Origin of the sequence: Pseudomonas sp. Sample_22 (genome assembly GCF_004307635.1) — a bacterium.
Lineage (GTDB): Bacteria > Pseudomonadota > Gammaproteobacteria > Pseudomonadales > Pseudomonadaceae > Aquipseudomonas.
On record NZ_RCNY01000031.1, the window covers coordinates 165,845 to 180,544 of the forward strand.

Genomic DNA, 14,700 nt, shown 5'->3' on the forward strand with positions numbered 1-14,700 from the left:
AGTAAAAAAGGATGAGCACATTGAGTAACGATGCAATAACCATGGTCGATCTGTCAGCATCAACATTCCGGCACCCGCTCGCCCTAATCTTAGCGGCGTGGCTAATCTACCTGGGAATGTTTGGTTTACTACAAGTATTCAACACTGGAGTCGGCTTCGAGATCTGGCCAATAGGCGAGGACCGCAATTGGATATACTTGTTAAAAAGCGGAAACCCCGTCCAAACATTTCAAGAGTTTTGGGCCCTTGATCATCGAAACCCGATGGCCGCATTCTGGTGGTTACTGGCATCACCTATCATTAAACTCTCGGATTGGGGCTTGCATGCAGTGGCACAGATCGTCTCGCCTCTTGTAGCGTGTGTTACCTTTTTGACTGTTGATCGTCTAGGGCATAAAAAGCATCGTCTTTTCTCTCTAATGACAGGACTCATCGTCCTGTTGTGGAACTTTCCGGCACGCCACGACCATGTGGATAGAGTGATGGTTATAGCTTTAACTTTCACATTGCTGTCGATATTTTTCTATATAAAATTTATTGACAACCAACGAACCGAAAAACTAACTCTCGTAATCGCTCTCGCGTGCTACCTCATCGCCCTATCGACATATACCATTCAAAGTGGCGCGATAATTGCCGTACTCTTCATTGCATTTTTCAGAACTTCAGGAACACTCAAAGACAAACTAAAATATGCAACGCTAGACTGCGTGATATTTTTTTCTGCTTTTGCACTCTACACTGCAATCTGGATTCACTTCGCAGGCTCAAACAGCGGATTTAATATTGGTCTGACGGAATTGATGTCAAATGCAATTATCAGTATCAAAGCATTCATTTACCCTCCGTCAGTCGGGCAGTTTATCGGGCTAGCCAATTCAGAATTTCCATCAGGGCAGCGAGCTTCCTGGTACATCATTGCCGGTATGTTTGCGGCTATTATTGTCTTCAGTTCAACCCTGGCATCCTGTCAGAGAGCCGAGTTCCCCCCGGTAGGATGGGTACTAGTCCTACTCTTTGCAATCGGCACGCCCACTATTTTTGTTGAAGCCGGAAATCCGACATGGGGCCCTGGCAGTCGCTCTATAATGGTGCAGCAGGTGTGGCAGCCATTATTTTTAGTTTGCCTGATATTCATAGTAGCCAGCCTCATCCGTAAGCAAACTTTCCGTACCGCTGTTGTAGCGACATTGATGTGGGCACTGTGCACAAAAATTATATTTGTTGCGTTCGCGTTCAATCATTCCCAAACAACCCTGACATTTTATCAACGAAATTTGGGCGTCGCTTTGCGAAACTTGGACGAAGGTCAAACGAAGCCGATAAACTATATAATTAGAGTCGTGAATCCAGTCAGCCCAAAAGTGGGAAGCGAGCCGACATTACCTTCCTATGCAGCGACTGTTATAGGACGAGAGAAGACCTTTATTCGTGTGCTCATGAAAGGCCCATCGCCACTGCCTTCGTATGATTCCGTATGGAGAGTGGGGTTCGGTAAAGAGGGCGTTACTAATGGGGGAGCCTTCTTTGACAGAGCCGTGATCCCATATGAGAACGTTAAAGTTGTAGATTTTGATGGAGTCAACCTTGTTGTGCCAACAGAATTGGATAAAAAAGACTTTGAACACTTTCAAGTTGACTGGGCGCTTGATGGCCGAATAGTTCAGTAACATATAACTCATCCAGGGCAACTTGCGATAACTCAACACTAAACAAACTGGAAAGTTAATGGAAGCTTTGTCGAAACCAGATAGAAAAGCCTTATTCTACTCGTTGCTAGAGAGCAAACCTCAGCTCTATTCTTTTTTCGCGGTATTTTTGGCACTGTCTGTAACTCATCAATTTTTTGGTATTGTCGTCTACCCCTTCGACTCGACAACATATTGGAACCTAAGTACTCCTGCCTTCATTGCGAACTTTCCCGACATTGTCAGAGGTTATGTCTACGCCTACCTGCTCTTTCCAATACACTTTTTAACAGACGTTCTAGATGACACAAACCGTATTATTTTCCGAATTAGCACTTCTGCTATCTATGCCTATCTATTGACAGGGCCCATAGCAAATTTTTTCCTGCAGTGCTTCGGCGGTCGCCTCACCGTAATACGCCGCGTTTTATTTGCATTGCTTGTCGTTGCCGTCTTTCCCGGATTATTCCTTTATCCGCTATCTGATATGCCTGCTGCGTCAGCTCTGATAATTGCGATAGCATTCGCAGATAGTGCGAAACGAAAGAACTGGTTAGTCTTCATGTTGTTTTCCGGAGCTGCAGCTAGTGCGGCTTACAATATTAGAACTATCTACCTCTTCGCGTTCATTGCGTTGCTGTTTATCATTCCATTTGTCTTCCTGCGCAACAAATCCTGGAGTGCTCGGGGACTTGGAATGGTTGCGTTTATTTTAGGGGCTTTTGTCGTGGCTCTTCCTCAGATGGCCATTAATAAACGCATTCATGATGTAGCCACTCCATTAGTGTTCGCCACCGTCAAAGGAAAATCCTTGATGGCGACACAGCTATATTGGGGAGTAACGACTCAGCGCTACGAAACCTACAACGGAGGAGATACCCCGGCACCTAGTCTCTACTACAGGGATCCCGCTGGAATTGCCTTGCGCTCACTTGATGAATCACTATTCGAGGACGATCCAACTGTCGGTGGTTACATCACACTGGTTGCAAAACACCCAGTTCAGTTTCTTGGCATCTATGGAAGACACTTCATTAACGGTATTGATGTGCGTGACGGGTTGGTTTACGTCACGAAGCCTTCAATCAACAAAAGTGTTGTAGCTTTTCTCTGCTATAGCCTGTTCTTCTTTGGTACCTTGATTTTTTGCACAAGAGAAAAACCTCGTTGGATGGAAGTCGCTTATCTCGCGCCCCTACTTATCCCAGTATTTGCGATTATTCCAGGGGCAGTCGAAACCAGATTCTTCATGCCTCTGTATCTGGTTTTATTTGGCGTCATTGCAACCCAGTTTCAGTGGTCAGACTTTTCGAAACTTCTAAAGAAGCATTGGTTGCCGATTATCGCTGCTTATGCATTACTCGCCGCGTCTTTTCTAGCTACAACCACCGCAGCCATGGCCTGCGTATCGTATAGCTTGCCCTGATTTTCAACTGCACTGGCAGTGCTACAGGGAACACTCCGCCAGCAGGGTATATTTCTTCAGCCATGAGTCGCAGATGCTCAATTACACCTGTCCATGTCGATCGCTGCCGACGTGTTGGTCAGCGCTAACAACGTCGGTTGGCAAATACTCGGCGGCTGGGCGTTCAGCTCTCCAGGCCTCAAGCACTTATAACAATTGAGGCCTTCATGCACCTACTGGTCGTTTACGCCTAACTCAGATGCAATCGCCTTCATCGCGTAATTTGCACCATAAGGAGTGAGATGAACAATATCTAAATAGAACGCTTCACCGCTGGATGCGGACTCTCTTGTTAGACAACCGTTCTCGTTACACATCTTTTCAACGACAGAAATATACAGCGCACCTGATTGTTGAGCCACAGATCGTAGATTTTGCTCCGCAATCCTTGTGTACCGAATAAGGCCCTCCGGTGCTTGAACGCCATGGTCTCTTCCATATTTGGCATAATCCAGTCGCTCAGAAGGAACCCGATGTAAAGGGTCACTACTCCACATATTGAAGGTTATGCGAGACGGCGCATCTTTCCATGCAGGGGCCTGCCCCAAGATGATGACTCTGCGCACTCCCGTGCTTTGTATTTGTTTGATCGTAGAAGGCAGTAGCTCCTTATTATATTCCGCCCACATTCCGCCTAAAATCACTGTATCAGGCGCAAGTTCCCGAACTTTTTCGATCGTCCACTGATTATTGCGGCTGCAGGCAACATTATCTCCCTCATAACCAATCATTGGGGGGCAGGCCGAGGAAGTAAATTGTGCAAGTCGAAATTGACCACTGCGATCTGCAAGGCCGCGCAGGCCCGAATAAATGGCTGCTGCCCCTGAATCTCCCCATAACACCCACAGCGGCGCAGTTCCATTATCCAGGCACTCCGGAGCGTACTGCGACGCATCCTGCCCCATATCCATAAAGCAAACTCGATTACGCAATGCTGCACGATAGCCGTCGAGGTTGTACTCAGTTGCCCGCTGAATAATTTCGGGATAACGAGATGCGAAACCACCAGACTTTAATATGCCCCCTGACAGGATGGCTGCGACGCACATGGAAGCGCACAGTACGGAGACTCTAAATTGAGTACGCGAGCCTGAACGAAATGGTTTTTCGATATAAAGATACGTCAGAGTTGCCAACACAGCACTCGCAGCCAATATCCCCAAGCGGGCGGTCCAAGGCAAACCTTCCGGGTAGGCGCTTCTGGCAAACGTCAGCAACGGCCAATGCCAGAGATAAAGTGGAAAGCTGATTAACCCTATCGCAATCATCGGGCGGCTATTGAGCAACACCCTGTTGACCCATGCTCCCGCTCCTGCTGCGATTATCAGGAAGGTGCCCACGGTAGGAAACAGCGCCCACTTGCCAGGAAACGGAAGCGTATCTTTAATTTGAAAGATTGCAAAAACAATGAACAATAGGCCGACAATCGAAACAGCCGAGCGCACCTTTGCTGAACCGAAAAACGAAGTAACCACTGCAAAGTGTCTGCTATGTGAAATAGCTTTCGTACCAGAGTCAAATGTAAAACATGCCAACGCAGCTCCGATGATCAGTTCCCAACCGCGAGAAAGTGGAGAATAAAAAGTCGCGATTGGGTCCTCATGAATCCCAACGATATTAATCAAAAAGGACGCACAACCAATAAGCACTACAATCAGCAGAAGAGGCAGTCGCAAGCGCCATCCTGCCCATAGCAACAGGGGCCAGACAACATAAAACTGCTCTTCGATTCCTAATGACCAGAGATGCAACAGTGGCTTCAACTCTGACGCCTTGTCAAAATATCCCGCCTCGCTCCACAAAACAAAATTGGAGACAAAGCTGGCACCTCCCAGAACATGCTTTGCCAAAAGAACCAAGTCATCCGCCAGCATCGTATTCCAACCGAACACCAAGCAACTGGCTAATACCGTCACAAGTGCCGGAAGTATTCGGCGTATGCGACGAGAATAAAAGTCAGCGATAGAAAAAGTACCCTGATACAACGTAGTAAGGATAACTTTGGATATAAGATAACCAGAAATCACGAAGAATATATCAACGCCGACAAAACCGCCGTGCAGCACCGTTGGAAAGGCATGAAAAATCAAAACTGCCAGGACAGCAATAGCACGAAGACCATCAATATCAGGCCTGTACCCAATATGTCTTATTGAACCAGCAGTGATTTTCGAAGGAGATATTACGGTTTGAGTCTCACTAATGGACATCGTTTTCCCACCAAAGCACGATCTTGTCAGTTTTGAATTGGGCCCGCTCCATACGTTAAGTACAGGCACCATGTAAGGCTTGGCGACGGTTGATTTCGCTCAAAAGCGTTGAAATAATATCATGGCACGGCCTGCCTGCTCTGGTCGAACTGATTATCAACGTTGCGGCATTCGATCGGACGTTTTTCGTTTTTCTATATCGCAGTCGTAAACGAGTGCAAACCCATTATTGAGAGCCAACGGTGTCTGGTACCATGGCGACCTTTTGCATGCCCACAAGAGATTTCAGGGATGACCATACCGACTTCGAATAACGATGACTGCGGCTCAAATGTTGCGCTTTGTGCCGGCATGATTTCACTTGCAGTCGTCACATCCCTATTGCTTTGCTATCGCATGACAATCGGTGTAGATCTCACGGACGAGTCCTACTACCTGTCTTTTCTGGATGGTTGGCTGAAGACCGGTTTTCAGCACAGCAGCGCGCTAGGGCTACATCAGACCGCAGAATTGCTTATCTTTCCTGTCGTCAAAATTTTTGCCGCGGTTCTGCCAAACGAGCAGGGTCTGGCTCTTCTCAACAGATTTATATATCTGGTTGCGAGTCTTGTCTCGGGATACTGCTTTTTCCGTTTCGCTCGTACTCGCCAAACATTTCCTGTCGCAGTGCTTTGCGGAATCGCGGTAACGAGCTTCATCCCGTTCAGTCTTCCATCTCCGTCATACAACACCTTGGGCATGCTAGGCATGCTTTGCGCAGTCGCAGCTTTTGCGATCTTTGCAGAAACGAAGCAGCTGCGCTGGCTAATAACTTCAGCAGGAGCGTGGATGGTGTCCGTGCTCGCCTACCCCACGTTCGTGGTTGTCTTGGCAAGCTTCCTAGTTGCCATTGCGGCCGTGCCAGCGCTACGACCTAGCTTTCGACGTTATGTTGTGTGGTGCCTGACATTTCAGATCGTTGGACTTGGCCTCTTATTGTCTGCGTACGGCGTGCGCCGTTTGATGCAGATTATCGAGTTCACCAATTCATCACTTCAGATTTCTACCGGACTCGGAGGAAAACTATCGAAGGCGGCCGCCTTGCTTGGCGCGAGCGACACCTTCGTAGCCTTGTGCCTTGCATCAATCGCTGTAGGTATATTCGCGGCCAAAGGGTCTCACCGCTCTCTCAATGGGTGGATCACAGCTGGTGTGATTACCGGAATTCTTATAACTGCCCAGCTCGCTGGCCCCTTCCTTTACGCTACATCGCATGATTTCGTGCTCTTACTCGCGATCGCGGGGGCTGCCTTTTTCGTAACAGAAACGATCAGGAAAACTCGCTATGACCATGCAATGACTGCGTATTTTTTCGTAGGGCTCTTCGCTGGCATTGTTACGTCGCTAACTGCCACGAACAGCATCATTAACTTCGCCATTGGCGGGTTCATCTGCGTGTGCGTGTTTCTTCTTGCTCTATTCCCGAAAAGCAGTGTTGAGCGTAATTCTCACTTGGCACTTCTGTGTGGAGTCGTACTCCTTTTTTTAATGAGTAATTTCAACTTCATTTACGGGGAAAGTGTAAACCCGATAAGTTCGGCACCTGCAAAGCGAGTTGAGAGCGGGGTCTTTGCCGGTTTGCTTACCACCGTAGATAAAGCCCAGGCCATTGAACAGACGACCGCGTTCTTAGCCACGGTTCCCGGCGATTCAGTCGCAGTAATCGGACGCTTCCCTAGCATATATTTACTCACAGGAATGCGACCAAAAACGCTATCAACTTGGGATTTCAGTCAACAAAATGGGGCCACACCTAAAATTGACAGTGCGATCTCTAGATTTTATGCACTCGACGACAATCTACCATCAGTGTTATTGAACGTCACCGACCCTTGGACGGCTGCTCCGTCAGAATCCGGCAAGCAGTTGCAAGCGCGTTATGTACGGGCTTCCCATATCGATACTGGCCAATGGAAAATCGACATACTGGTTCTGCCGTCTTCCATGAAATGAGACTCGCGCGATCGGGGCGTCAGCCGTTCTAAACTATTTACTGACGCCCCTAGCGGAAAATTAGCGTATCGATATGAGCGAATACGCTAATCACTTCAAAAGCGATAGATATACATCACTGTAAGACTTAACCATATCATCAGCCTTAAAATATTCTTCATATCGCTTTAGAGCATTCTCGCCCATTTTTGCCGCGCCCAATGGGTCATTCCATAACTTCGTCATAGCACTGGCCAGAGATGCACTGTCTCCCGGCAGCGCTACATAGCCCGTCTCACCCTCGATGTTAATGTACGTGGTACCGGTTCCTATCTCGCAGGAAATCAATGGTTTCCCGTACATCGCCCCTTCGAGCAGGGTGATCCCGAAGGCTTCAGACCTGAGGTGGGAAGGAAAAACCAAAGCGAAACACAAGGTCATCAGAGCGGCCTTGTCAGCGTCCGGAAGGCCACCGACAAAAAAGACATTATCCAGGTTCGCCTCTTTGGCTTTCTGTTTCAGTGCCATTTCCATGGGGCCTTTGCCCATGATCACGATCGGCAGCTTTGTTTGCTGAGCAGCTTCCAGAAGAAAGTCGAGGCCTTTGTAATAGCGGAGTGCCCCAACAAACAGGAAGAAGCGCTCACCTACTGTCTCACGCCAATGAGCCAGCGACGCGTCAGTCACCACAGGGTATGTTTTGCGATCGATGCCGATCGGGATTACTCTGACTTTATCCACGTACTTACCCAGTGTCTCGCTACTGGCGACATAGTTGGGTGAAGAGGCAACGATAACGTCGACATTTCGGAGAAATGCGTGCAAGAGCGGATTATAGAGTCGGAGCAACGTCTGCTGCTTCACGATATCCGAATGATAAGTAACAACGGTCGGCTTCTTCACTCTGGAAAGAAAGTGGACCATGTCCATGAATGGCCATGGAAAATGGTAATGGATAACATCGGCTTGCTCTGCGAGTTCGATGAAGTCCTTGATCGCGCCGATTGAAAAGCCGGTGGAAGCGATCTGAAGGTTTTCATATGACCGGTGGGTAATATGGTTTCCGAGCCGTTCGTTGCGCATTGCGCCACGGGGGCTAAGGTACAGGACTTCAGACGCCATACCGTGCTGTATCCCCCCCTCAGCGAGCTGAAAGATAACCTGCTCTATACCGCCCATGGTATCCGGGTAGTAAGTCTTGAAAAAATGCAGGATTTTCAAGATTTGTGCCCCAAAAACTTCGCAGGAACTCCCACGTAAGTACCGGCCTTTTCCAGATTGCGATGGGCGCACGCACCGGCGCCCAGCATGACATCGTCTGCCACCTGCAGTCCGTCGATCACCGTTGAGCCCGCCCCCAGGAAGCAGCGATCGCCGACACGGCTCCGACCGGCGACCACAGCGCCAACGGAAATGTGGTTGTAGTCACCCACTACGCACTCATGCTCGACAATTGCACCAGTGTTGATAATACAACCACGTCCGACGGAAGCCATTGGCCCGATATGAGCGTGATGAGCAATAAAACTCCCCTCACCAATTTGGGCTCCAACACCTATCGTGGCACTGGGAGAGATGAGAGTTGCTAAAGGCCATCCCTGTTGAATGACCCATCCGCATTGTTCTATTCGTTTTTTGTTGTCTCCCGCGGCGGGAATGACTGACCAATCCTCAGGCAGCTCAAAATCCACGGACGCTTTCACGGGAAACGAACAAAACGACTCACCTGGTCTGGCGTTGGCGTCGATAAAGCACAATTGCGTGATACCCGATGCAAGTGCGACATCAGCCACGCTCCGGGCATGCCCGCCAAACCCTAGAATCAACAGCCCTGTGGTTGAAGTCATGCAGTGACCTCCGAAGGGATACCGTCGCCCGCGGAAATCGATTCAAGGACCGTGATGTGCTCGTTCACAACATCCGTCCAGGTTCGCTGAATCAGGCTTTGATAGATAGTTTTCTGCAGTGTCAGAAGCTCTTCTCGATGAGAAAGCGCCCAGTCAATACGACGTGACATATCTTCCCAATCAAACGGGTCAAAAAATGTCGTTTCCTGAAGTTCTGGCTGATTGAGTATTTCCTCAGTCACCGCGATTCGAGCCATGACCACAGGCGTATCTACGGACAGAGCCTCGGTAAAGGTGAATGGGCATCCCCCTTCACTCAGGCTAGGGTTGACTGCCAGATCTGCCAACTTATAACAGGCAGCAAGCTCCTGCACCGTCAAACCGTGCAAGCATAAAATGTCGTTCTCCAAGCCGTGTTCGGCAATGAACTTTTTGACCGCCGGATAACGCTCAGGATCACCGGTCAAAATCAGCTTGTGACTGATATATTTTTTTCTTAGAAGAAACTCGTAGGCCCGCAGTAACATCAGCAGGTTTTTGTTCGGCCTAAACTGACTTGCATAAAATATAAATTTGAACGATGCATTTGCAAAACCCACCGTATAGTTCTTATTGGAGGACTTGCGCATCGCACTACTAAGAAGCGTTTGTGAATAATGAAGCGACGTCGCTTCCAGATCCGCAAATCCTCGGGTTGTGACCCATTGGTTCAACATGTTCGGGGCATGGTGAATCACCGATACATTAGAAGCGCGTATCGAATACTGTTCGACCAGCGTGTCCCACTTGATCGCGTTGCTGTAAGTGACGTAATGCTGTCCAGTCTGAATCGATCGGCGAACATCCTCATAGGTTTGCAAAAAGCGTTCGCCTCCCACACTAGAGAAACCGACGGGGAAATCCGATAGCACTACATCCGGCACACACATCAGACGTGGACGATCTATTTTGTTGAAGGCGGGCCAAAAAGCAGTAGGACTGTACCAAGCTTTCACATCAGCCAGGCTATCAATCAAGTGAAGCATCCGCTCTGACTCGATTCTCTCCATCCGCTTATACAGTCGAAAAATAAAAGCGTCGTCCTTAGGCTGTCCAACTGCCCCTCGGGCCCGTGATAAATGGCGCCGAAAAGGCCGGGAAAGTCGTTTGAAAACAAACTTAAATTTTATTAAAAAAAGAACAACCAACCCCAGGATAATGATTGGGCTAATCAAAAGCGCAAGGCCTGCAAGAAAAAGCCCTTCTATCAGCAACACCGCCAAGCCCAAGTACGAGTTTGTCGTAACTAACTGCTGCTCAACGTGATCAATGGCAGCTTTTTTAATCGCTGAGACGCCATTGGAAAGCCTTTTGAACAGTCCAGGCTTGCGCTTACGTTTCTTTCGGGCTATGTAAGCTTCGTAAATGCGTAACACCATCGGCTTTTTCGAGGGGGAAACTAATTCAAAGCGCTCCTGTGAGACCCCTTCGCTGCGAAATAGATCTTCAAGGCCTTCTTTCGACCAACTCGGGCACACCAGGACAAAGCCCACGTCTTCTCGGTCGCTTGCACCTTTCAGAAAGGCAGCGAGGTATCTACCCAATCCTTCATGGCGCAAATCCAACCCTGGCGCGTAGGCCAGGTAAATACCATATTTATTTATAGACACTCTCGTATGACTCCCCAATATTGTGCCGCCAACTTCTCAACGCCTTGTTCTGCCAATACCTCAGGCGATGGAAGCAGGGCCTTCTTGGACAAGTAAGTCAATTCCATATCTTTTAACTGGTGCGCCATCTCTTTATAGTCGGAGGCATTCATCCAGGACAACTGCAGTGAAAATTGAATGTCCATCTCACGCATGGCGGGATAGTCACTGCTTAGTGCCGGCACACCTAAGCTAGCGGCCTCAACAACACTGAATGAACCGTTGTCAATTTTACCGGCATGCCATAGAAACGTTGCATTCGCCAATGTACAACGGTATTCAAAGTCAGGGAGTTCACCAAGCCACTTAACTTTCCCCCATAATGCGGCGCTTGCATTAACCAATGCAGAAAGGGACTTAAGGTGCGGTTCACTACTCTCTAGCATATTGTCAGTGTTCACACCCGTCACATGACAGAAGAATTGACCTCCCAGCGCCTCGTAATAAAATTTGAGCGCCTTCAGTGCGTTCACATGATTTTTATGCGCGCCGGCATTAGTTGTCCACAAGAAATAGGGCTGGTCGGGTGCCGACAATATCCCAGGTCCAACTTTTGAAAAGTCAGGAGCCAGCATAGGCACCTTAGCGATTCGATTCACTTCAACGCCTGCGTACTGAATGGCGTCCTGTTTCGTAAATTCAGTCGTTACAAGAAGCTTCTGCGCCCGACGCACAGCGCTGATAAAGTGTTCATCTCCACTTTTCGACAGTACCTTTTCATAGCGCTGGAGGTAGTCATAGACCATGAAAATGCAGGGCCGCAAAGGCACTAACGGAGCTTGAACACGATCAGAGACTATGATCCACGCGTCGCAGTCCAGAAGCTGTTTAATGCCATCATCCGGAACAACATATCTCACGGAGTCAGGTTCCCAGCCGTCGTGGCCTGCGTATCGCATGGCTCTGCGTGCGGTTTGCGCGTCGAGGGTTTTCCAGTGAAAGGTGCGAAGCTGAATTCTCTCATCCTGATCGGTAGGAACTTCTGCCTCATCATCAGCAGACTTCAAATGCAGGAGGACAACGTCGACATCTTCCCCCCACTGCCTGCTTCCTTCATGCAATGCTTCCGCTAGCAGGTGGGCCCCACGAAGGCTTCCCCCTCGATATTCGACAGGGACTACCACTGCGATTTTCTTGCGTTTGACTGGTCGCTGGCTTTGTTCCAAGCGACTGACTTCCAGCTCTTGCAGAATCTCCTTGAAGCTGCTTATCCAAGCGGCTTCACAGTTCTCTGCCCGCATCGGCTCCAGCAGTACCGCCTGACTTTTACGCACTTGCTCGATAAATTTCGAATCATCATTCAAGATGCGACGAATTTTCTCTCTCGCTTCTTTGACAGACTCGCATCGACCAGGAAGGGTCGCTCCCCCCATTCGATCAAGAATGCCACCACTCATGAAGACTAGTGGCATGCCGACGCGGATGGCTTCGAAAGGATGATAATGAATATGATTGGGTTCGCTTGAATGATAAAACATGACTCGCGACTCTCTCATATTGCGTTCATGTTCTTCGTGGGTGACAAATCCCAGCACATTTGGATCGTCCACTTCAATCGGCTGCGAACCGCCGATTTTGTAGGGCATCCCCTGCATGTCCGAAACGAAATCTTCGTATACTTTTTTATAGTAGCTACTGAAACCAATGTCCGGGCACACGAAAAAAATGTGCTTCTGCTTTCCGTTCCAGACATCATTGATCGCACAGTTGTTAAGGCCCAGTGGTAAAAAAGCCTTTCGTTTTTGTAGATACATGGGCTCCGAGTCAGCCAGATGGTCGTAGGCTATCCCCAACCAAAGCCGTCGACCGAGCTTCTTGACAGACTGTGTACCTAGAGATAAAACCTTAACCACTTCTGAATAACTTAGTGTTTTATCCAGGCCATAAGCACGCCAGATAGCCGCACCGGTAAATGATCTCGATACTTCATTCATGAAGCCTTTCGAATGGCAGATGAAAAAACAGATATCAAAGTATTTATTGGCAATATCCCAAGCTTCTTTGGAAGGTGCCACATACCAATTCTGCTGGTTCAATACTTCCAGATCTTCAGTTGGAATAGTAAGATTCGCATCTTCAGAATAATCAATGCTAGCCGAACGAAAACCGATTTCCTGTGGAAATGACTTTGGCAAAAAAAACTCATTGACGCCCAGAGACCTAAGCATTTCAAGCTCGAATTTACGAGCCGCACCATGATTCAGCAGCCACATCACACGAAGCGGTTTAGTTTGCATCAGCAAGTCCATTTATCTTCTTGTATTCAGCAATTGCGTCAGTGATTTTACCATCGAACAGCAACTCACCATGATGAAATACCAATCCTCGGGTACAGATGGATTGCAAGGCTCCAAAGTCATGAGAGGCAAGAACGAGAATTTCTGCTTTTTCGATCAGACTGGTTATTCTTACTTTCGCCTTTGCCATAAAGTTGGCATCGCCCGCACCAATAACTTCATCCAGCAACAATATGTCGCCGCCCACCGTGGTGGAAATAGCGAACGCAAGTCGCACTTGCATCCCGGCAGAATATGTTTTAATAGGGTAATCAATAAATTCGCCCAAATCAGCAAACTCGACGATTTCGTCGATTTTCTCTCGCATAAATTTGGGTGACAGACCAAGCAACAAACCTCGATAAAGGATATTTTCCCGCCCTGTCGCATCAGGTTCAAAACCCAAGCTTAAGTCGAACAAGGAACGAACCTGGCCTTGCACATTCAGTTCGCCGCTGGAGATAGGATACAAGCCGGCAACAGTCTTGAGGAATGTACTCTTACCCGCGCCATTATGACCAAGAAGCCCTACACGCTCGCCACTGACAATTTGAACATTTATATTCTTCAGCGCATGAATATCAGCTACATGATTATCAGCGTCTTTTTTTGAGAAGATATTCGCCAACAACGACTTTAACGAACGCTCCTTGTAAGCAGCGGCTGCATAATGGAGATTCACATTTTTTACATTGATCTGATTGATCTTATTCATTCTCATAGGTAAAAAATCACCTTCCGCTCTGCTTTGTAACCAACACACATCGCGATCAAGCCAAAAAACAAAGCGGTCCCTAAACTGTAGGAATAGTTAGCCAACGTTGGCCATTCCCCTTGTAATAGAGGCGCTCTAAACAACTGAAGAATGTGATAAATCGGGTTGTAGTCGATCAGGGCATGCAGTCCGCCGTTCTGAAACATTTTTGCTTCAAAGTACACCGGGGATACAAACCACAAAGACTGCATAACCAGGCCGAGCGCATGGGGAACGTCGCGAAAACGGGTGCTGATATAGGAGAGTAGAGTTGACACGGGCCATGCTATCAAAGCAACGATGGGGAATATCGTTAGGGTCGCCAACCAACTCCAACCGAAATTCTGAGGCATCATGATTGCGACCCAGAGATAGAGAGAAACGCTGGCCAGCATGAGCACGATTGAACTACCAATTACCGTACGCAGGGTATAAATTGCCAAAGGATGATTACATTGTTTTATGTAGGCATCCGCTTGAACGAATGACAAAGAGCCGCCAATAGTATTAGCCGAAATAAATTCCCACACGACTATCCCAGAAAGAACATAGGGGGCGTAGGTTAATACATCCGTATTGAACAGTTTGCTAAATACAAGCGTCAGGAGTACGGTCATGCCCAATGGTTGAATAATTGACCATGTCACACCAAAAAACGACCTGCGCCAGCGGGAACGCAAATCAGCCAGTGCAAGATGCACCCAAAAGTATCGAGCAGCCCAAACGCGCGAAAAATACGAAAACATTACTTCCCCTGAATAATTAAATTCGAAAGCCTGGACATTATTCGTCCTCTTTGAA

At 48.2% G+C, this 14,700-nt stretch carries 10 protein-coding genes; 3 read left to right on the forward strand and 7 right to left on the reverse strand.

Annotated elements, in window-relative coordinates:
- Positions 1-20 precede the first annotated feature (20 nt).
- Together D8U73_RS07815 and D8U73_RS07820 are read left to right on the forward strand one after the other, a co-directional pair.
- Complete coding sequence (locus tag D8U73_RS07815) at positions 21-1,670, forward strand: hypothetical protein (RefSeq protein WP_130904128.1); 1,650 nt, start codon at positions 21-23, stop codon at positions 1,668-1,670.
- Between the two features lie 58 nt (positions 1,671-1,728).
- A complete protein-coding gene (locus tag D8U73_RS07820) occupies positions 1,729-3,114 on the forward strand; it encodes a hypothetical protein (RefSeq protein ID WP_130904129.1) in 1,386 nt (461 codons plus the stop codon).
- Positions 3,115-3,326: 212 nt separating this feature from the next.
- Here the strand turns inward: D8U73_RS07820 and D8U73_RS07825 are convergent, their stop codons facing one another.
- Positions 3,327-5,363 (reverse strand): acyltransferase family protein, encoded by a 2,037-nt coding sequence (locus tag D8U73_RS07825; protein ID WP_130904130.1) that lies wholly within the window; start codon positions 5,361-5,363, stop codon positions 3,327-3,329.
- Positions 5,364-5,654: 291 nt separating this feature from the next.
- On the opposite strand from D8U73_RS07825, the gene D8U73_RS07830 reads away from it, so the two are divergent.
- A complete protein-coding gene (locus D8U73_RS07830) occupies positions 5,655-7,355 on the forward strand; it encodes a hypothetical protein (RefSeq protein ID WP_130904131.1) in 1,701 nt (566 codons plus the stop codon).
- 90 nt (positions 7,356-7,445) lie between these two features.
- Here D8U73_RS07830 and D8U73_RS07835 read toward each other — a convergent pair whose 3' ends face one another.
- From D8U73_RS07835 to D8U73_RS07860, 6 genes are read right to left on the reverse strand one after another with little or no spacing between them, the layout of a single operon-like run.
- Positions 7,446-8,558 (reverse strand): glycosyltransferase family 4 protein, encoded by a 1,113-nt coding sequence (locus tag D8U73_RS07835; RefSeq protein ID WP_277751636.1) that lies wholly within the window; start codon positions 8,556-8,558, stop codon positions 7,446-7,448.
- Complete coding sequence (locus D8U73_RS07840) at positions 8,552-9,181, reverse strand: acetyltransferase (protein WP_130904133.1); 630 nt, start codon at positions 9,179-9,181, stop codon at positions 8,552-8,554. The genes D8U73_RS07835 and D8U73_RS07840 overlap by 7 nt, the downstream gene beginning before the upstream one ends.
- Positions 9,178-10,830, reverse strand: coding sequence for a glycosyltransferase (locus D8U73_RS07845; RefSeq protein WP_241668501.1), 1,653 nt, complete (start codon positions 10,828-10,830; stop codon positions 9,178-9,180). Before D8U73_RS07845 ends, D8U73_RS07840 begins: the two co-directional genes overlap by 4 nt.
- Positions 10,821-13,118 (reverse strand): glycosyltransferase, encoded by a 2,298-nt coding sequence (locus D8U73_RS07850; RefSeq protein ID WP_241668502.1) that lies wholly within the window; start codon positions 13,116-13,118, stop codon positions 10,821-10,823. The genes D8U73_RS07845 and D8U73_RS07850 overlap by 10 nt, the downstream gene beginning before the upstream one ends.
- A complete protein-coding gene (locus D8U73_RS07855; RefSeq protein WP_130904134.1) occupies positions 13,096-13,866 on the reverse strand; it encodes an ABC transporter ATP-binding protein in 771 nt (256 codons plus the stop codon). Before D8U73_RS07855 ends, D8U73_RS07850 begins: the two co-directional genes overlap by 23 nt.
- Complete coding sequence (locus tag D8U73_RS07860) at positions 13,863-14,645, reverse strand: ABC transporter permease (RefSeq protein WP_130904135.1); 783 nt, start codon at positions 14,643-14,645, stop codon at positions 13,863-13,865. The genes D8U73_RS07855 and D8U73_RS07860 overlap by 4 nt, the downstream gene beginning before the upstream one ends.
- Positions 14,646-14,700: the final 55 nt, after the last annotated feature.